Origin of the sequence: Roseivirga pacifica (assembly GCF_900111145.1) — a bacterium.
GTDB lineage: Bacteria > Bacteroidota > Bacteroidia > Cytophagales > Cyclobacteriaceae > Roseivirga > Roseivirga pacifica.
In genome coordinates, this window is record NZ_FOIR01000001.1 from 478,730 (window position 1) to 497,753 (window position 19,024).

Here is a 19,024-nt window from a genome sequence, read left to right on the forward strand (position 1 = left end):
TTGCTGCATGCTCAGGAAATTTCTGATTTCCATTTACTGTTTTAATTGCCTCGTTACCCTCGCTCAACAAAGACAAACATCAATTCTTGATGAACAGGTTTCTATTGAGTTTACAAACGTGTCGTTACCTTCGGCACTTCGGCATTTAAATCGCCAAACCAACATTGGCTTTTCCTATAACAGCAGCATAATTCCCAAGGCCGAAAAGATTTCGTCAACTTATCAAAATGTACCTTTAAGGGATATTTTAGACGATTTGTTGAAGAGTGCGGGCTTGCACTATCGAGAGTTTAAAGGCACAATTATTATTCTGCGAAATGAGTTTTCGAGCACCACCATTAGTGGCCGAGTCGTGGACTCCGAAACAGGCGAAGCGCTCTCTTTTGCTAACGTGTTTATCGACAACAGTACCATTGGTTCGGCTACGGACGTGAACGGATACTTTGAAATTGAGAACGTGCCGGCAATTAGTTTCAACCTAGTAAGTTCATATGTGGGGTATAAAACCAAAACCACCATTATTAATTACAATGAACTGGATACGGCCAAAAACCTTGAAATAGCCATGGATTTGGACGCTGTAGCCTTAGAAAGTATTCAGGTGATAGGAAAGAGCGAGGAGCGCAAAACTCGCAACGAAAGGCGACTGTATAGGCGGTTTGAAGATGCCTTTTTAGGAAGGTCCGACAATGCGAAAGACTGTGAAATTGTAAATCCCGAGATCTTGAATTTTGAGCGTTTAGATTCGCTGGATAATTATTCTGTAACCGCAGATGATATTTTGTATGTAGAAAACTATGCCCTTGGCTATCGTATTGGCTATTTGCTTGAAGAGTTCCGTTTTGTAAACGGGCAAAAAATGAACATCGGCAAGGCACAGTTCAAAGAGCTTGAGCCACGCTCTAGAAGGCAGAACCGCCAATGGGAAGAAGCTAGAGCAAGGGCTTATCGTGGTTCTATTCAGCACTTTTTGAATGCCCTAATTCTTGACAGCCTAGAGCAAGAAGGTTTTAAGGTAAATGTGGTGCAGTACGATTCTGTTACTTCAGAATATACCACTCCGCTCAATCCTCCAAAGGTGAAGGAAATTATAACCCTTAAACAGCATGCCGATGAATTTTTCTATACGCTTACGACTACTTCAGACATTGAGGTAACATATGTGAATGAGTACGAAGATGACGGCTACAAAAAGCAGTTTAGAAGCAACTCTAAAAGTGGTAACTACAAGTACACGGATAAAAAGTCGCGTTCGTCTATTGACTTAGGCGATAACCAGAGCATTACTAGTTACCAGGTAATGGGCTACGATCTATCCGATGTAGAGCTTTTCCAAAAGTCGATCATCTTCTTCAATTCCAAAACAACAGTAATTAGCTACCCGGGCCAGTTCGAAAACTCGCGCGATGTACGGTTTGCCGGTTGGTGGAACTGGGGCTCTTTTTCAGATATGGTGCCCCTTACCTATAAGCCGCCTAACTAAAAATATTGTAGGCAATAAAGGCCGAAATGTAAGCAACAGCACTCATGTACACAGTCTGTATAATTGGCCATTTCCAACCCTTAGTTTCTCTATAAACAATGGCAAGTGTACTCATACATTGCATGGCAAACGCATAAAACACCATAAGTGAGAACCCAACAGCCTTGTTGTACATTGGCTCGCCTGTTTTAGGGTTGATTTCTTGTCTCAGTCGCTCACGGATTGTTACTTCATCATCATCTTCGGCACCAATGCTGTAAATGGTTGACATGGTACCAACAAACACCTCGCGCGCAGCGAAAGAAGTAATTAAAGCAATGCCTATTTTCCAATCGTAGCCCAATGGCTCAATAGTAGGCTCAATAAACTTACCGAAACTACCAGCCATAGAATGCTCCAACTTATAAGCACTTAGGGCCACATCATATTCTTCTTCCGTATAATTGGCACCAAGTTGTGTTTTTACGTTTTCCTCGGCATTCTCAAACTTATCGCCAAAGCCGTAAGATGCCATAACCCAAAGAATGATGGAAATGGCAATAATTACCTTACCAGCCTCCAAAACGAAGGTTCCGGTTTTTTCATAAATAGTAAGGCCAACGTTTTTCCATTTCGGCACTTTATAGCTAGGTAGCTCCATTACAAAATAGCCTCTGTGTTTGGCCTTTACAATAAAGCCCATTACCCAAGCAGAAAGAATCGCAGCAAGGAAACCCAACAGGTATAAGCCCATTAAAACAAGGCCTTGAAGGTTAAAGAAGCCCCAAATTGGCTCGTTTGGTACCACCAAACCGATAAGAATGGTGTAAACAGGTAGCCTTGCAGAGCAGCTCATAAATGGCGTTACAAAAATGGTAATGAGTCTGTCTTTCCAGCCATCAATGTTTCGGGTGGCCATAATTGCCGGAATGGCACAAGCCATACCCGAAATAAGCGGCACTACACTTTTACCATTTAGGCCGAACTTGCGCATAAGTTTATCCATAAGGAAAACCGCCCGCGACATGTAGCCCGACTCTTCCATGATGGCAATAAAGCCGAACAAAATGGCGATTTGTGGAATGAAAACCAGTACTCCGGCCAATCCAGCAATAATACCGTCAGTAAGCAAATCGTTGATTATGCCTTCAGGGAGCACGCCTTTTACCCAATCTCCAAAGCCAGCAATTGAATCTTCGATGAGCGTCATTGGTGCTTCGGACCAAGCAAAAATGGCCTGGAAAATTAGCAGCAATAGGCCTAAGAAAATGGCATACCCGAAAATGGGGTGAGTGGTTACTCTATCAATTTTTGCATTGATAGCACGCTTAGATGGATCTTCTTCAGATAAGTTTCTATCAATTATATCAGATATAAGTGCGTATCTCTCGAGTGTTTCTTTCGATTGTGTGGGCACATCGTAGAAGCCATTTTCGTTTTTAATTGCCTCTATTTTATTGTGCTCTTCTTCTCCTAAGTAGGTCAGTTTTAGGTTTTGCTGTGCTAACTGATAAGCTCTGTAGTCATTATCTAAACTGAATTCTCTGCGAATATCATCAATGGTTTGGTCTGCCAATTCGCGCACATTATAGAATGGCATTTTAGGCACACGAATAGTTTCGGTAAGCGCCTGCTTTAGTAAGGAAATGCCATCACCACTTCTTGAGTTTGTGGGGATAATTTTAACGCCAAGATCGATGGACAAACTCCTTAAGTCGATTTTTAGCTTACGCTTTTCGGCCACATCTATCATGTTCAAAACCAACAGACATGGGATATTCAGATCTCTTATTTGTGTAAATAGGAGCAGGTTTCGCTTAAGGTTCGAAGCATCTGCCACCACCACAATAACATCGGGGTGTTGTGGGTGCTTTTCGTCCAAAAGTACTTCTTGAACGATTTGCTCATCGAGCGTTTTGGGATAAATACTGTATGTGCCTGGTAAATCTACCAGCTCTGCCCTTTTGCCATCAGGTAGTTTAAGTGTACCGGTTTTTTTGTCGACTGTAACACCAGGAAAGTTTCCGGTTTTTTGATTTAGGCCGGTAAGTAAATTGAAAAGTGTGGTTTTTCCCGAGTTCGGGTTACCAATGAGGGCTACGGTTAAGTCAGGCAAGGCAGTGGGGGATTAGTCTTCTAACAATATTTTTGAGGCTTCTTCTTTGCGAAGAGAGAGCTGATAGCCAGCTACTTCAATAGCGATTGGGTCGCCTAATGGTGCAATGAGCTGGAGAGAGACTTCTACACCCGGTAGACATCCCATTTCCATCAGCTTTACAGAAAGTTCATCGTCTGTAAAACCCTTGATCACACCTTTTTCATTCCGTTTTAGATGTCTTAAAGTCCTCAATTCTTATTTAGATTAATTATAAACGCGAAGGTACGCTTATGGCCTTTATAAAGCAAAAAAGGCCGTTTTTAATTGGGCGATAATATCCATTCTGAATGTTTGAATGGCTGCCACTTAACCTTTGTTAGGTCTGTGTTTTCGTCTATCAACCTTACTTTTTCTCCTCGGTTTAACCTCACGAAGGACTCGGCCCTTACCTCTACATCTTCTATGCCCTGAATGGCATACTGCTTATCTAAATACTGGGCCATTTGCCAGATCATATCGGGCTTGCCCGCCATCGATCGTGCTTGCCTAATCGATACAAAATGCCTTGGGTTTACTAGCCATGTAGAATCATTGGCCGGACTGTGTACCTTAAAAGTGAGTGTGCCTTGTTTGTAGCGCAACATCATTCGCCACGAAAGTCTATGGCCTTCTTCGGTATAAAACACATCACCTTTATACAAGTGATGTCTCAGCGGCAAATAAATTTGGTGGGCAAAATACAAGCCGAAAACCAGCATTATCGCGTAGTGTTTCTTACTGAATTGTACCGTGCTATTTTGAGAGAAATTGATTGCTGGCTTCTTTTTAAAGAAGGTTTTTCTGACGCTATTTGGATCGAAAAAGAATACACACGAGGCAATCATGAGGTACGGAAAAATTCCGATTTGAAACACTACCGAATTAAATAGATGAAAGAAGATGCTAATTATAAACGCTGTCTTACGTGTTTTCTTAAATAGCAAAAAGTAAATAATGGTGCCATCGAAGAGAATGCCTCCGTACACTACCATTTGCTGCAAGAGTTCATTTTGAAGCAAGTCGCCAATCAACCAGTAGTTCTTTTTGCCACCTAAATTCATGGCAATAAAGTCGCCATTAAGCCAACCGGGATAAAATTTATGAATGGCAGCAAAAGAATAGACGATCCATAGTTGGATAATGAAAATGCTTAAACACCAGCGCGGGCAGGTAAGCGAAACTTTACTGCTACTGCGTTTGGCATCAAGACTGCAATAGGCATTTGCTGGTACGCTGAGCATAAAAAGGCATAGCAGAATAAGTAGGTAATAATGATTGTTGTAGTGTGTTTTTTGCATCCAATAAACGAGTGTCCAAAGGATGGTAAACAGCCCTATGCTGGTTTTATAACGATACCCGAGCATTACGCCCAAACCGCATAATCCCATGGTGGCAAAGTAGCCATACATAAAATAGCCGTCTGGCGGTTGCAACCACTCCAAGCCAATTAAGGTAAAGTTGTAAGCTGGCGCTATAAGAGCGTTACGTACCCAGCCAGTGAATATGGCGCCTACAGATTCGAGAAAAATGAGCAGACCAAAAGCCATTCGAAACAGAATAAGTGGGGCATTGTCAACTTGTTCGAACTGTCTTTTCAGGATATCCAAGGCTGTGGTATTTGAATGTTTTGGGTAAAAATACGTTTATTCAATATGCCAAAAAACAAAAAGAAAGAAGAGCAGGCTGAGGAGCAGAAACCTAAGACTAGTAAAATCGAGGAGCCTAAAGCTGAAGAGACCCAAGATGAAGCGGATGAAATGGACTTTGGAGGACTGCCGAAGGATGTCCCTTTCGACAGAAATATAGGCTGCGGAGGTTAGTCGGTGTGGAAAATGCGCTGTACACGCGTACTCACATTTGTCAAAATCTCATAAGGAATAGTGTTGGCCCACTTGGCCAAATCGTTAATTGTAGGTTGTTCACCAAACACAATTACCTCATCTCCTTCGGTTACATTTAGGCCAGTTACATCCACCATGGTCATATCCATGCAAACATTGCCAATGGTACGAGCTTGTTGCCCATTAATGCTCACATAGGCATTTCCGTTACCGAAAATTCTGAGGTATCCATCGGCATAGCCAATGGCAATAGTGGCAATGCGCATTTCTTTTTCCGCCTTACCTTTTCTTCCATAACCAATGGTTTCGCCTTGCTTAACTGTTCTAATTTGAGACACCAAGGTTTTTAACTGAGCAGGCAAACGCAGGCTACCTTTTCTTATACCGTCAGCTTCTAGTCCATGCAGGCCAATGCCCAAGCGCACCATGTTATACTGGTGTTCTGGATAATGAACAATTCCGGCAGAATTGAGTACGTGCTTCATCGGCTCATGATCTAAATGCGCTGATAGTTCTGCGCTAAATTGGTTGAAAGTTTCAATTTGCTTTAGCGTGAAATCACGCTCGCCCAAGTCGTCCGAAGCGGCTAAGTGAGTGAAAATACTTTTTATTTCTAGCCACTCGGTTTGGGCAATAACTTCTTTTAGAGCTGCTAATTCTGAAGGATTGATGCCCAATCGGTTCATTCCGGTATTTACAATTAGGTGAGCCGGCAATTTTTGCTGCGCACGCTTGTACTTTTTCAAATAGGCTTTCAGCTGGTTAATGCTGTATATCTCTGGCTCCAGCTGATACTTCATCAGCGTGGCAGGGTCGTCAAGCGTAGCGTTCATTACCATCATTGGTAAGTCTATGCCGTTGTTCCTTAGTGTTATGGCCTCATCGGTGTAGGCTACCGCCAAATAATCTACGCCATGAAATTCCAGCAAACGGGCTATCTCTATACTTCCTGCTCCATAGGCAAAAGCTTTTACCATGGCCATTACCTTGGTTTCGGGTTTTAAAAAGCCTCTAAATACCTTAAGGTTATGTGCAATGGATTCAAGACTAACCTCCAGAACGGTTTTGTGAATCTTTTCAACCAAGCGATGCATCACTCTTTCCAGGCCGAACTTTCGACTTCCTTTTACTAAAATCAGCTTGTCCTCCAGTTCCTCCAGCACATCCGATTTCAGAAAAGCCCGAGTATCCTCATAAAAGGTAGCTCTGGCTCCAAATTGCGCCTTGGCGGCAGATAGAGCTGGGCCGATAGCATATAGCTGTGCTACTTTTTTCAGCTTTAACAACTCATTTACCTGTTGATAGAACTGAGCATCGGCCTTGGTTTGCACAAAGTCTGTAAGAATCACCACTCTGTCTTCTTTCAGCTTTTGCTGTTCCATAAAGTCCAGCGCCAATTTCAGTCCTTCAAAATCATTGTTATAGCTATCGTCTATCAGGTAATTGTTCCGAAGGCCCCGTTTTAGCGAAAGCCGCATTTTTACGGATTTCAACTTTCGTATACCATCGGAAATTTGGGCTTGGCTAAGACCGATATGTAAGGATGCAACTATGCAGTGGCACAAGTTTTCAACCGAAGCGGTATCAGTAAATGGTAATTCAAATGCGTAGTCCTTACCCAAAAAGCTCACTTGCAGCTTTTTTCCTGTAATGCGCACAGGAATATCCGAATCTGTATTAATACCCCAGTTAAGGCTGTTGCAGCAGTAAGTGGCTTCAATCTGTTCATGCACCAATTGGTGGTCACGGCAATAAATGAGCAGCTCTGTATTGCGAAAGAGTTTGAGCTTCTCTTGAATTTTTTGGGTTTGTGATTCAAAGTGCTCCCCGTGAGCCGACCCTATATTGGTGAAAATGCCAATAGTAGGTTGAATGATTTGTCCCAACTTCTCCATTTCGTTGGGCTGAGAAATACCAGCCTCGAAAATGCCTATCTGATAGCTGTTATCAATCGGCCAAACCGAAAGCGGAACTCCCAACTGTGAGTTATAACTCTTCGGGCTTTTTAAAACTTTACTCCCCGTTGATAGCAAGGTGCTCAGCCACTCCTTAACAATTGTCTTTCCATTGCTGCCGGTAATGCCAATTACGTTGCCATTGAATTGCTGTCGCTTAAACTGAGCCAGCTTTTGAAATGCGTCTACTGTCGAGTTAACTTTAATAAAGGTTGCGGTCTTCTCGGTATGCAAATGTTCCTCTACCACAAAGAATTTTATTCCTTTTTCAATTAATTCCGGAATAAAATCATGGGCATTGTGCTGCTGGCCGCTAATGGCAAAGAATACCTCGTTTGGTAAGCCCAATATAGTTCTACTGTCAATCGATATATGGTTGACCTCAGTATTTTCTGGTGAGTTGTTGAATGTCCCACCAATGATTCGTGCTAGCTCTTTTAATTGCAAAATTGTTAGAATAACCGCGCGCCATTCGGCACTTCCTTATCTGGAGTACAAAGAACCACATTTTTATCTGTATCGGGAAAGCCCGTAACCAGTACTTCAGACATTAATTTTCCAATTTGCTTTGGCGGAAAGTTGGTAATACAAACTACCTGTTTGCCAATTAGTTCTTCTGGCTGGTAGTGTACTGTTATTTGTGCTGAAGACTTCTTAATCCCCAATTCACCAAGGTCTACCTGAAGAATATATGCTGGCCTGCGAGCTTCAGCATAAATCTCGGCAGAAACTATGGTTCCTACCCTTATTTCAACTTTTTCAAAATCTTCCCAACTAATCATTTGCATTCTGTTTTTGGCCATTTTGCGTGGCTATAGTTCTTTTTTACTCAACTCTGGCCAAAATAATATCTTTGATGTTAAGCGAATACGAAAATTTTATTATTTTTGGAGCCCTCGTGGAGAAGCTTATGAACATTAAAAAGACATTTTTCTTAGTCCTTTTTGTTGGAGGTTCGTGTGTTGCTTTTCAAGCTAAGGCGCAAGAAGGAGACCCGATTGAACCAGAAGAGAGACCTGGTGAAGTAGTTATTTTGCCTGATTCTGCCCGTCAAGTAGAGCCGAAAGAAGCTGGCTATGATGAAATGAGGGATACTCAATCTACTACTAATAACTTGGAAAGAGACCACCAGCAGCCTCAGTTAAACACTCCATTTATTCCGATTCCTACTCCAAAAAGGTCGGAACCCGCTAAAACCACTGTTATCGAGAAAGAAAAGAAGGACACACGCAACGATATGTCTTTCAATATTCTTTACTACATCTTCTATAAGTTTAAGAAGGTAGAAAACTACGATTAATACCTAATTATCATACCACTGGTAGAATAATTAAAGCTTCTTTTTGATTTGGAGTCCATTTGCAATAATGTTGCAGATATTTTCATTACCTCTTTATGAGACTCCTGAATTCGCTGTTTTTTTCGCTACTTCTCATTAGTGCGTTTTCCCTAAATGCACAAAAATACTGCACTTACAATGTTAGTGGGGTTGTTAAATCTTCTGAAGACGGAAGTACCCTGCCATTAGCAACACTCGAATTTGTAATCAATGAGAAATCGGCCATTACCGATGTTGAAGGCAAATTTGAAATAAAGGAGTTGTGTCAGTCGAACATTCAAATCCGCATTCGGTATGTTGGCTTCGAAACCCTAATAAAAGACTATACGCTTAAGACCGGCAATAATGAATTGGAGATATTGCTGGATCCTAGTTCGCAATCGCTCGATGAAGTAACCATAGAGGGTGAAAAAGCAGAGGAGATCGCTTCTCTACAACTTTCAAAAATTGGTGCTGAAGAAATTAATAAAGCTCCAGCAAAGTCATTGGGCGAAGTGCTTTCTGAGTTTACAGGGGTGAATGTATTGCAAACCGGGCCTACTATTGCCAAACCCGTAATTCATGGCTTGCACAGTAACCGTATCCTTATTCTCAACAATGGAATTCGCCAAGAGGGCCAGCAATGGGGGCAAGAGCATGCTCCGGAAATTGACCCCTTTGTAGCGAACAATTTAGAGCTGATAAAGGGCGCTGCTGCAGTAAAATACGGAGCTGATGCAATTGGTGGAGTTATTCTGGTAAACCCAGATGACTTGCCAAGTGAGGCCGGTATTAGCGGAAAGGCCAGTTTAATTGGTGCTAGCAACAATGGGCTTTATTCTGGTTCGGGTTTGTTAGAAGGAGGTTTTAAAGGTATTGATGGCCTTGGCTGGCGCGTGCAGGGTACTTATAAACGTGCGGGAGATGCAAAGGCAGCAGACTATCGCCTTACCAATACCGGAATGAAGGAATTGAATTACTCTGTGGGCTTGGGTTACCACAAAGCCGATGGCGGTGCGGAGTTGTTCTACAGTAGTTTTAGTGCCGAATATGGCATTTTGCGTAGTGCACACATCGGTAACCTAACGGACTTGGAAAATGCCATTGGCAGCGATAGACCTTTGTTCATTGAAGACTTTAGCTACGATATCAATAACCCATATCAAGATGTAAAACATCAGCTTTTGAAAGCAAATGCTCACAAAACTGTTGATGGCTTGGGCGAGTTTAACGTACAGTATGGCTTTCAGCATAACAATAGAAAGGAGTTTGATGTGAGAAGGGGCGGCAGGTCTGAAACGCCAAGCCTATCGCTCGATCTTTATACCCACACGGTGGAACTCGATTTGAATTTTACCGCAGGAGAATACTGGCGAGGCGATGCAGGCTTTAGCTTTATGTATCAGAATAATGAGAACAATCCGGAAACAGGCATTCGTCCATTAATTCCAGACTTTGAAAACTGGACTGGTGGTGCCCATGGAATTATGCGATATGTGCGCGATAAGTATGAGCTAGAAGCCGGAGTTCGTTATGACATGAAGCACTATTTGGTAAAGCGTTTCGACCAAAACAACCAATTGCAAAAGCCGGAGTTCGATTTTAATAACGTTACCGGATCTATAGGCGGGTTGTTCTATCTTCAGAACAGTTGGATGTTCAGAACAAATGTAGGAACGGCCTGGCGCGCACCACACGTAAACGAATTATATAGTGAAGGCTTGCACCATGGCGCAGCAGCTATTGAAGAGGGCAACGACCAATTGGTAAGCGAAAAGGCAGTAAAATGGATCAACACACTTTCCAAGCAAACCACAAAGTGGAGAATGGAGTTTACCGCTTACTATAACCTGATTAACGACTACATTTACCTGAGGCCGGAAGATGTTGCGCTGACTATTCGTGGAGCATTCCCAGTGCTGCGTTATCAGCAAACCGATGCCAGTTTTCTTGGCTTCGATACGGACTTTGAATATCAAGTTGCTAACCCTTCTACCATAAGTGCTAAGCTTTCGTACATCAGAGCAGAGGATTTGAATACGAATGCTCCGTTGATTAACATTCCGGCAAGCCAAGCACAACTAGGTTACGAGCATAAATTTGTAAGCCAGAAGCTGGTTGAACCATTTGTGCGATTGGATGTGATTGGTGTGGCAAGGCAATGGAATGACCCAAGGGTGGTGACGATAGCGGAAATTCGAGAGGCCGATCAGAATGATGAAGACCTATTTGCAATGGACGGTAGCATCTTCGATATAATGGAAGTGCCCGATGGTTACGTAAACTTTAACATTAGTGCTGGTTTTGGCATTCCTACTAAAAGCGGCAATCCAATAGATGTTTTTCTATCGGTAGAAAATGCCCTTAACAATAGCTACAGAAACTACCTCAACAGGTTTAGGTATTATGCTGATGATGTTGGGCGAAATGTAAGCCTAAGAATTAACTACAGCTTCTAGAAAGTGCTGGAAAGAGAAAAGCCTAATTATTTAATTAGGCTTTCAATGTCTTTAAGGGTAAGGTTTCCTTCGAAGTAAGCTCGGCCAAAGATCACACTCTTTACACCAATGTCGGCTAACTTTTTGATGTCGTCTACAGAGCGAACGCCTCCGCTGGCCATAAAGTGAATTTCAGGGAATTTCTTTACTAAGTGCTCGTAATGCTCAAAGTTTGGTCCTTCTTGAATACCGTCTTTAGCGGTATCGGCACTTTTTACATACTTAATGCCACGCATGTAATAGTAATCAATGTGGTCATCTACATTGGTGTTAGAGCTTTTTTGCCATCCTTTAATGGCTACTTTGCCCTCTTTTACATCGGCAGAAAGCGTAACTTTTTCGCGACCGTAAGAAACTAGCCATGACGAGAAAAGCTCCTTTTTTAATACAGCAACAGAAGCCGCAGTTACAGAGGCTGCACCAAACTCATAGGCTTTACTAATGTCTCCATCGGTAGAAACACCACCACCAAAATCGATATGCAAATTGGTGTAGCGAGCAATTGCCTCTAAAATGTGGTAGTTAACAGGCGAACCCTTTTTTGCGCCATCAAGGTCTACCAAGTGAATTCGCTTAACCCCGTAGTCTTCAAACTGGCGAGCAATATCAACCGGACTGTCCTTATAAACAGTTTCACTGCTATAGTCTCCTTGCTTCAGTTTGGTAATCTTACCATCTATTATGGTAATGGAAGGGATTATTTGAATCATGTGGCAATTTTAGGGTTTAGTGTGCGCCAAAAATAAGCATATTCGCTTCACGCGCTACACGCAATGCTTTAAATATTTGTTACTTGTAGAGCAGAAAAATATACCAAAAAAATGCCACTTGAGCAACGAAAAACTTAGCGTTTATCCGGCTTGAGCATCGGTAATTAGTTTAAAACCACTTCCGTGCAAGGTCATAATCTGTACGGTTTCGTCAACCTTAAGGTGTTTACGCAGCTTGGCAATATAAACGTCCATACTACGGGCGTTAAAGTAGCTATCGTCTCTCCAAATAATTTTTAGCGCAGTAGACCTGTCTAGTGGTTGGTTAATGTGCAAGCACAAAAGCCTTAAAAGCTCCGATTCTTTACTAGTAAGCTTGGTTTGATTACCGCTCTGACTCAACACTTGCTTGTCGTAATCAAAGTGAAAAGAGCCGAACTCAAACTCTTTCTGATCGGAGATTTGAGGATTCTTTTCAGCAGTTCTTCTTAAAATAGCCTGAATACGTAGCAGCAATTCTTCCATGCTGAATGGCTTGGTAATGTAGTCATCACCACCAATTTTAAACCCTTCAATGGTGTCTTCCTTCATTGATTTGGCCGTTAAAAAGATGATTGGCGTAACCGAATCGTTCTTTCTAATTTCTTTGGCCATAGAAAAGCCATCCTTTTTTGGCAGCATTACATCAAAAAGGCAAAGGTCGTAAGGATCCGATTTAAATGCCCTTAGTCCTTCTTCACCGTCACGGCAAAGTTTGGTTTCGTAACCTTTTACGCTCAAATATTCATGAAGAATTTGCCCAAGATTCGGGTCGTCTTCAACCAATAAAATTTTAAAACTAGCCATGTGTAAACGGTAAATATATTTTAAATGTGCTGCCTTTGCCTAATTCACTCTTCACGCTAATGTCTCCCTCGTGCATGTCTACCACCTTTTTTACGTAAGAAAGGCCAAGGCCAAAGCCTTTTACATCGTGCACGTTGCCGGTAGAAACGCGATAGAATTTATCGAAAATTTTCTCAATAGCCTCTTTGGCCATGCCAATTCCCTTGTCGGAAACCTTAATAATGATACCTGTGGAAATGTTCTCGGTGCGAATGTTTATTTCTGGGGCATCGCTAGAATACTTAATCGCATTGTCTAGCAAGTTGTTCACAATATTGGTAAGGTGTACTTTGTCGCCCTCCACCATTGTTTGGTTGGCCAAAAGTTGGCTCGAAATACTGCCTTGGCGCTTTTCTACAGAAAGCCTAGCATTTACTAAAGCCTTCTGAATGATATCGTGAATTTCGGTTTGCTCAATCTTGAGCTTAAAGTCTTTTTTATCCAAGCTGGCAATTTGTAGCACTTTTTCTACCTGTAAGCCCAAGCGCTTGTTTTCGTCCCGAATTACGCCCACGTAGCGATCTACAATGCCATCATTCTTGCGAATGTCATGATCTTGAAGCGCTTCTGTCGCCAGCGAAACCGTAGCAATTGGCGTTTTAAACTCGTGAGTCATATTATTGATAAAGTCATTCTTAATATCAGAAATGCGCTTTTGCTGTAGAATAACCTTAACCGCATAGCCAAAGCAACCAATAACAATGAGCATTAACAGGCCAGAAGCCGATAGCGGCATAAGCGCCTGTTTGAATATGTAGTTGCGCTTGTTCGGAAAGTCGATTGTAATATAAAAGTCCTTTTCAATGATGTCCATCGGGAAGAGTTTTGCTTCCAAATCGCTGCTACGTAGGCCTTCAGTGTCCTCTTCTTTGTCTATATTTTTAAAAGGGAATTTATCCGTCTTTTTTTGATAAATGCCATAGTTGTATGGCAATGCAACTCCTCTGTTTTTAAGTTCAGAATCGAGTACCTCGTCTAGCTGAGAAAGGTTTACACGCTCAAACAGGTTGTCGCTGCCCATCAGGTGGTTTGCCCAGCTGTTTTTAAGGCTTTGCATGCGCTGGTTCATTTGTCTTTCGATCATCAGCTGCTGGTTTTGCTGGTCTACAGGCCCTAAGGCCTGCATATGACGTGCAAAGGCGCCAAAGTCTATATTCAAGGAAATTTGCCTGGTGCGTTCATCAACACTAAAGTTGATCACACTTTCCATAAACTCTATGGGGGGCTGCATGCTACCCCCTTGCCCCATTTGTGGTGCGTTATTTATGTTTCTTAAGGTGTCCCTTATCGATTCCAGCTGGGCTTGCGGAAAAGGCATAATGCTGTTTACATCGTTCTGCAAAAAGTTGTAGTCGTTTTGCAAAGCCATTTTGCTGGCCACTTCGTTTAGGGCATTCTGCACCGATTGGTTAAAGCGCTCGTTGTTCACGTTCATAACCTCGGTAATCCAGTAGAACTGAAAGGCAATTAAACCCAACAGTGCTACACTCATAAGTCCTATCAACCAACGTATCCTAAACCGGCTCATCGCTTCAAAAGTACTCCAATTATTAGGCTAGTATAGCTTGCTTAACAATTATTAACATCCTTTAACCACCCTTTAACATAGCACAATAGTATAACTCGATAAATTCGTAACTGATTTAAACACAAGGTCATGAATAGGTCGAAATTAAAATTGTATGTTTTTAGCACGCTGCTTATTATGAGCATGTTGTGTGCGTTTTCTTTTACCGCAAATGCGCAAGATGAGATGCGCGAAAGCAAGTCCGTTTCGATAAGTACTGGTGCCGATGGTAAGGTGACATTAAAGGTAACCAAGCGCATGGGCAACGATGAAACCAACTTTGAGAAGACTTACGATTCTTATGAGGACATGCAGAACGATCCGGATTTGGAAAAGTATGGTGTAAACCCGAATAACTTTGGCTTTGGAGGTGGTGCTTCGGGCTTTGGCGCAAACCCTAAATTCTTTTTTCATAATGGGCCAGGCCAACAGTTTTGGGACGATGATCTAGACCTGGATTCGCTCCGAAACCGCATTCATCCAATGATGCGCGGTGGCTTTGGTAGCAGCTTTGGGTTTGATGATGATGCCTTTATGGACATGGATTCTTTGATGAACAGCTTCCGCTTTAGTAATAAGAATGGTCGGTTTTTCTTTAATGGTGAAGAAGTAATGGACATTGATTCGCTAAGAGAAGCCATGCGAGACAAGTTTGGGGCTTTTAAGTTCGATTTTGACTTCGGTGATTGGCAAGACAGTTTTAGCGGAAACTGGGATTACGACCATGATGATGAAGACCACCGCGTAATCACTAGGGCGCAAGTATTTGTGCGCTCGGCCAGGGCAGAAGATAAGGCCGTGGCTGGCACCGAGGCAATGGAAGCGCTGGAAATCAGAGACATTAGCTTTTACCCAAACCCTAGCGATGGCCGCTTTGATGTAGAGATGGAGACGGTTAGCGATTCGCAAGTTCAGGTAATTATTGTAGACAAAAATTCCAATGAGGTTTTTAATAAGTTAAGCAGTCCTAAGTCGGGTTATTTCAACTTTAGCGTTGATTTATCTAGAGAAGGCAAGGGCATTTATGTAATGAAAGTACTGCAAGACGGTAAAGCCCTGACAAAAAGAATAATAGTAGAATAAAGTAGTAGATCATTTTCATTAGTTGTAAGGGAAGTATTTAGTGGTACTTCCCTTTTTTTGTGCCAATGAGCCGTATATTTGGCGCTCAATATTTTAAAAGGCATGGATATTTCTAACAACCGTTATCAAATCCAAGGGGTTGACTTGCTAGAGTTGGCCAATACGTATGGAACACCGCTTTATGTTTATGATGCTGATAAGATCAAGTCGCAGTTCGACAAACTCAAATCTGCTTTTGATGGGGTAAAGGTTAGAATTAAGTATGCCGGAAAATCGCTAACCAATCTTTCAATTCTTAAGCTTTTAAGAAGTTATGGTTCTGAACTAGACTGTGTGTCTATTCAAGAGGTGCACATGGGCTTGAAGGCTGGCTTTACGGCCGACCAAATTTTGTACACACCAAACTGCGTTAGCTTTGATGAAGTAAAGCAAGCCGTGGCTTTGGGTGTAATGATCAACCTGGACAACATCTCTTTGCTAGAGCAATTTGGTAACGAGTTTCATGGAACCGTGCCGGTATGTATTCGCCTGAATCCGCACATTATGGCGGGTGGTAATAAGAAGATTTCTACCGGGCATGCCGATTCAAAATTTGGTATTTCTATTTACCAAATGGCGCACATCGAGAAGGTAGTGAGCACCTATAACATAAATGTTACAGGCCTACACATGCACACCGGGTCCGATATTTTGGATGCAGAGGTGTTTCTTCGTGGTGCAGAAATCCTCTTTGATGCAGCCAAGCATTTTTCCGATTTGGAATTTATTGATTTCGGTAGCGGTTTTAAGGTGGCTTACAAAGAGGCCGATATTGTTACCGATATTGAGGAAGTTGGTGCCAAGTTGAGCGCAGCTTTTAAAGACTTTTGCAAAAGCTATGGGCGAGAGTTAGAAATGTGGTTCGAACCTGGCAAGTTTCTTGTAAGTGAGTCGGGCGTGTTTTTAACAAAAACCAATGTGGTAAAAACTACGCCAGCTACGGTGTTTGCCGGTGTAGACTCTGGTTTGAACCACCTGATAAGGCCAATGATGTACGATGCTTACCACGAGATTGTAAATATCTCTAACCATGGTGGTACCAAGCGGGTTTATACGGTGGTTGGTTACATTTGCGAAACTGATACTTTCGGCTTGGATAGAAAGCTAGACGAGGTTAAACAAGGAGATATTCTGATGTTTAAAAATGCCGGAGCCTATGCATTTAGTATGGCTTCTAATTACAACTCTCGTTTGCGCCCAGCAGAGGTACTAATTTATAAAGGAGCCCCTCATTTAATTCGTAAACGCGAAGAATTTGAGGATTTGCTGAGAAATCAAGTTGAAATAGATTTAGATTAGACGTCCGAAAAACAAACTATATATGAAACGCGTAATTCAACTTAGCCTAGTGCTAGCCCTTTTCATTTCTTCTTTCACTTTTAAAACGCAAGACGATAAGTTGAAAAAGAGTATGGATGCCGGAAAGGGAGTTTATAACGGAATTTGTATGGCTTGCCACTTAGGCGAAGGTCAGGGAATTCCAAGTGTATTTCCTCCATTGGCCAAGTCAGACTATTTAATGAAAGATACTGACAGAGCCATTGAAACCTTAATTAAAGGTTTGAGTGGAGAAGTAACCGTAAATGGAACAAAATACAACCAAGTAATGCCTCCTACCGGTCTTGACGATCAAGATATTGCAGACGTATTGAACTATGTAATGAACTCTTGGGGAAACAAGGCAGAAAAAATGGTTACCAAAGCTAAGGTGGCCGAAGTGCGAGCAGACTTAGACTAAACCCTTACAATAATCTCCTTACATTATGGTTAATACTTTGAAACGTAAGGAGATTATTCCTTCCAACAAACAACTCAAGGTGGTCATGAGAAACACAGTTTTAGTTATTGCTTTAATTGGTCTTATGGCCAACGGGTGCAAAAGCCCAATTTCCGACTCTGACCCTCAGGAAGACGACCAAGCCTTTTCCAACCTTTTTGGCAGCCCTCAAGCAGCAGGAACAGTAGCTCCTACTGATTTAGATGAAGCTTCAGGGCTTGGAAACAGCCGCTCTAACGACCTGTATTTATGGTCGCATAACGATAGTGGTGGCGATCCTGTGTTGTTTCTTTTAACGCAGCAGGGAGCAGATTCAGGCCGATTTGAACTGGAAGGTGCCCAAAATATCGATTGGGAAGATTTTGCCATTGGTCCAGGGCCAGACGATGCCCTGACGTACCTGTACGCTGCAGACATTGGCGATAACAACGCACGAAGAGAAAGTCTTACCATTTACCGTGTTCCGGAGCCAGATTTAAATGTTGAGGATATTCCTGCTACATCAACTTTGACAAACGTTGAGGCTATTGAGTTTGTGTACGAGGATGGCGCCAGAGATGCGGAAACACTAATGGTTGATCCAGCTACTAAAGACCTTTACATTGTAACAAAACGAGAGTCTAGCGTAATTCTTTACGCTTTGCCTTACCCACAAAACTTGGTAGAACCAGATACCGCAAGGCGCGTGCTCGTGCTACCTTTTACTTTTGCCACTGGGGGCGACATATCAGCTAACGGCAACGAGGTGCTCATTAAGAATTACCAAAACGTTTACTATTGGGCAAAAACAGGTAATGAAACAATTGCTGAGTTATTGGCGAATGAACCGAACCGATTGGTTTATACTGCAGAACCACAAGGAGAGGGAATTGGCTGGAAAAGCGATGGTTCAGGCTATTTTACTTTGAGTGAAATAGATAATAGCGATGCCGCTATTATCTATTCCTACAACAAAAATTAACTTGCGTTAATGGTGTTCAGCGTAGCTGTAAATGCGTTGTAATACGATCTTCCGATCGGAATCTTCTTTTCGTTTAGGTACACAAAGTTGGTGTCGATGGCCGTTACGGCATCCACAAGCACCACGTACGATTTATGCACTCTTAGGAACCTGTCTTTTGGCAAACGATCGGTAATCTCTTTCAAAGATTTTCTAATAGTGAATGTTCTACCATCAGAAGCATTAATGGTAATGTGGTTACCATCAGCCTCGATCCAAAAAAGGTCATCGTACTTCACTTTTTCCAACATGCTCTTCTTTTTAATAAAGATAGAGTCGTTGTTGTAAGTGGTTGGGTTGCTGGCTACAAGGTTGTCGCCAGACTTAACAGCAATTCTGTTTTTGCTGAATAGAGCCACTTCAATGGCTGCATATACATCGTCTTTAGTAAACGGCTTAACAATAAAGCCCAGCGGTTGGGTATGCTTCGCTCTATTTACTGTGTCTTTGTCAGAATAAGATGTGATGTATACAAACGGAACCTGATATTGTTCCTTAATAATGCCACCTAATTCTATTCCGTCCTGATCGCCTTTAATCTTTACGTCAAGCAAAACCAGGTCAGGTCTCGCGGCTTTTATTGCTTTAATGGCCTGATTGGCAGAATTTGCAATTTCAGTATTATCGTAGCCGAAAATACTTAACATTTCTTGCAGGTTTTCCGCGATAAACGGCTCATCTTCAACAATCAATATTTTTGGACTATTATTGTATGAAGTCTCCATGGTTGATGATTTAGTTTGCTCAGGTGA

The 19,024-nt window shown here is 42.2% G+C and carries 17 protein-coding genes; 8 read left to right on the forward strand and 9 right to left on the reverse strand.

Annotated elements, in window-relative coordinates; translation table 11 throughout:
- The first annotated feature begins 7 nt into the window (after positions 1–7).
- Positions 8–1,483: a carboxypeptidase-like regulatory domain-containing protein gene (locus tag BMW98_RS02155; protein WP_090256746.1), complete on the forward strand. Its 1,476-nt coding sequence runs from the start codon at positions 8–10 to the stop codon at positions 1,481–1,483.
- Here BMW98_RS02155 and feoB read toward each other — a convergent pair.
- From feoB to BMW98_RS02170, 3 genes are all read right to left on the reverse strand, one after another.
- Positions 1,476–3,578: a ferrous iron transport protein B gene (feoB, locus tag BMW98_RS02160; RefSeq protein WP_090256747.1), complete on the reverse strand. Its 2,103-nt coding sequence runs from the start codon at positions 3,576–3,578 to the stop codon at positions 1,476–1,478. The two genes, BMW98_RS02155 and feoB, sit on opposite strands and share 8 nt — an antisense overlap.
- 12 nt (positions 3,579–3,590) lie before the next feature.
- Positions 3,591–3,812 (reverse strand): FeoA family protein, encoded by a 222-nt coding sequence (locus tag BMW98_RS02165; RefSeq protein WP_090256748.1) that lies wholly within the window; start codon positions 3,810–3,812, stop codon positions 3,591–3,593.
- 68 nt (positions 3,813–3,880) lie between these two features.
- Positions 3,881–5,206: an HTTM domain-containing protein gene (locus BMW98_RS02170; protein WP_245733467.1), complete on the reverse strand. Its 1,326-nt coding sequence runs from the start codon at positions 5,204–5,206 to the stop codon at positions 3,881–3,883.
- 45 nt (positions 5,207–5,251) lie between these two features.
- Between BMW98_RS02170 and BMW98_RS20360 the strand changes: the two genes are divergently transcribed.
- Positions 5,252–5,419, forward strand: a complete 168-nt coding sequence (locus BMW98_RS20360; RefSeq protein WP_162844649.1) for a hypothetical protein — start codon at positions 5,252–5,254, stop codon at positions 5,417–5,419.
- On the opposite strand, the gene BMW98_RS02180 is transcribed toward BMW98_RS20360, so the two are convergent.
- Together BMW98_RS02180 and BMW98_RS02185 are read right to left on the reverse strand one after the other, a co-directional pair.
- Entirely contained in the window at positions 5,416–7,842 is a 2,427-nt protein-coding gene (locus BMW98_RS02180) for a bifunctional UDP-N-acetylmuramoyl-tripeptide:D-alanyl-D-alanine ligase/alanine racemase (protein ID WP_162844650.1), read from the reverse strand. The genes BMW98_RS20360 and BMW98_RS02180 overlap by 4 nt on opposite strands.
- A 5-nt stretch (positions 7,843–7,847) precedes the next feature.
- Positions 7,848–8,183 (reverse strand): tRNA-binding protein, encoded by a 336-nt coding sequence (locus tag BMW98_RS02185; protein WP_090258185.1) that lies wholly within the window; start codon positions 8,181–8,183, stop codon positions 7,848–7,850.
- 122 nt (positions 8,184–8,305) lie between these two features.
- Between BMW98_RS02185 and BMW98_RS02190 the strand changes: the two genes are divergently transcribed.
- Complete coding sequence (locus BMW98_RS02190) at positions 8,306–8,695, forward strand: hypothetical protein (protein ID WP_139177356.1); 390 nt, start codon at positions 8,306–8,308, stop codon at positions 8,693–8,695.
- 95 nt (positions 8,696–8,790) lie between these two features.
- The gene (locus BMW98_RS02195; RefSeq protein ID WP_090256752.1) at positions 8,791–11,172 is read left to right on the forward strand and encodes a TonB-dependent receptor; all 2,382 of its coding nucleotides are present in this window, start codon (positions 8,791–8,793) and stop codon (positions 11,170–11,172) included.
- 26 nt (positions 11,173–11,198) lie between these two features.
- On the opposite strand, the gene BMW98_RS02200 is transcribed toward BMW98_RS02195, so the two are convergent.
- The 3 genes from BMW98_RS02200 to BMW98_RS02210 form a co-directional block, all read right to left on the reverse strand.
- Positions 11,199–11,921 carry a 1-(5-phosphoribosyl)-5-[(5-phosphoribosylamino)methylideneamino]imidazole-4-carboxamide isomerase gene (locus tag BMW98_RS02200; protein ID WP_090256753.1) on the reverse strand — a complete coding sequence of 241 codons (723 nt, stop codon included), beginning with the start codon at positions 11,919–11,921 and terminating at the stop codon, positions 11,199–11,201.
- Positions 11,922–12,062: 141 nt separating this feature from the next.
- Positions 12,063–12,767, reverse strand: coding sequence for a response regulator transcription factor (locus BMW98_RS02205; protein ID WP_090256754.1), 705 nt, complete (start codon positions 12,765–12,767; stop codon positions 12,063–12,065).
- Entirely contained in the window at positions 12,760–14,298 is a 1,539-nt protein-coding gene (locus tag BMW98_RS02210) for a sensor histidine kinase (RefSeq protein WP_162844652.1), read from the reverse strand. The genes BMW98_RS02205 and BMW98_RS02210 overlap by 8 nt, the downstream gene beginning before the upstream one ends.
- A 165-nt stretch (positions 14,299–14,463) precedes the next feature.
- On the opposite strand from BMW98_RS02210, the gene BMW98_RS02215 reads away from it, so the two are divergent.
- From BMW98_RS02215 to BMW98_RS02230, 4 genes are all read left to right on the forward strand, one after another.
- Positions 14,464–15,456 (forward strand): T9SS type A sorting domain-containing protein, encoded by a 993-nt coding sequence (locus BMW98_RS02215; RefSeq protein ID WP_090256756.1) that lies wholly within the window; start codon positions 14,464–14,466, stop codon positions 15,454–15,456.
- A 102-nt stretch (positions 15,457–15,558) separates the two neighbouring features.
- Entirely contained in the window at positions 15,559–16,794 is a 1,236-nt protein-coding gene (lysA, locus tag BMW98_RS02220; RefSeq protein ID WP_090258186.1) for a diaminopimelate decarboxylase, read from the forward strand.
- Positions 16,795–16,816: 22 nt separating this feature from the next.
- Positions 16,817–17,233: a c-type cytochrome gene (locus BMW98_RS02225; protein WP_090256757.1), complete on the forward strand. Its 417-nt coding sequence runs from the start codon at positions 16,817–16,819 to the stop codon at positions 17,231–17,233.
- An 85-nt stretch (positions 17,234–17,318) separates the two neighbouring features.
- Entirely contained in the window at positions 17,319–18,233 is a 915-nt protein-coding gene (locus BMW98_RS02230; protein ID WP_139177358.1) for a hypothetical protein, read from the forward strand.
- On the opposite strand, the gene BMW98_RS02235 is transcribed toward BMW98_RS02230, so the two are convergent.
- Positions 18,230–18,997, reverse strand: a complete 768-nt coding sequence (locus BMW98_RS02235) for a response regulator (protein WP_090256759.1) — start codon at positions 18,995–18,997, stop codon at positions 18,230–18,232. The genes BMW98_RS02230 and BMW98_RS02235 overlap by 4 nt on opposite strands.
- Positions 18,998–19,024: the final 27 nt, after the last annotated feature.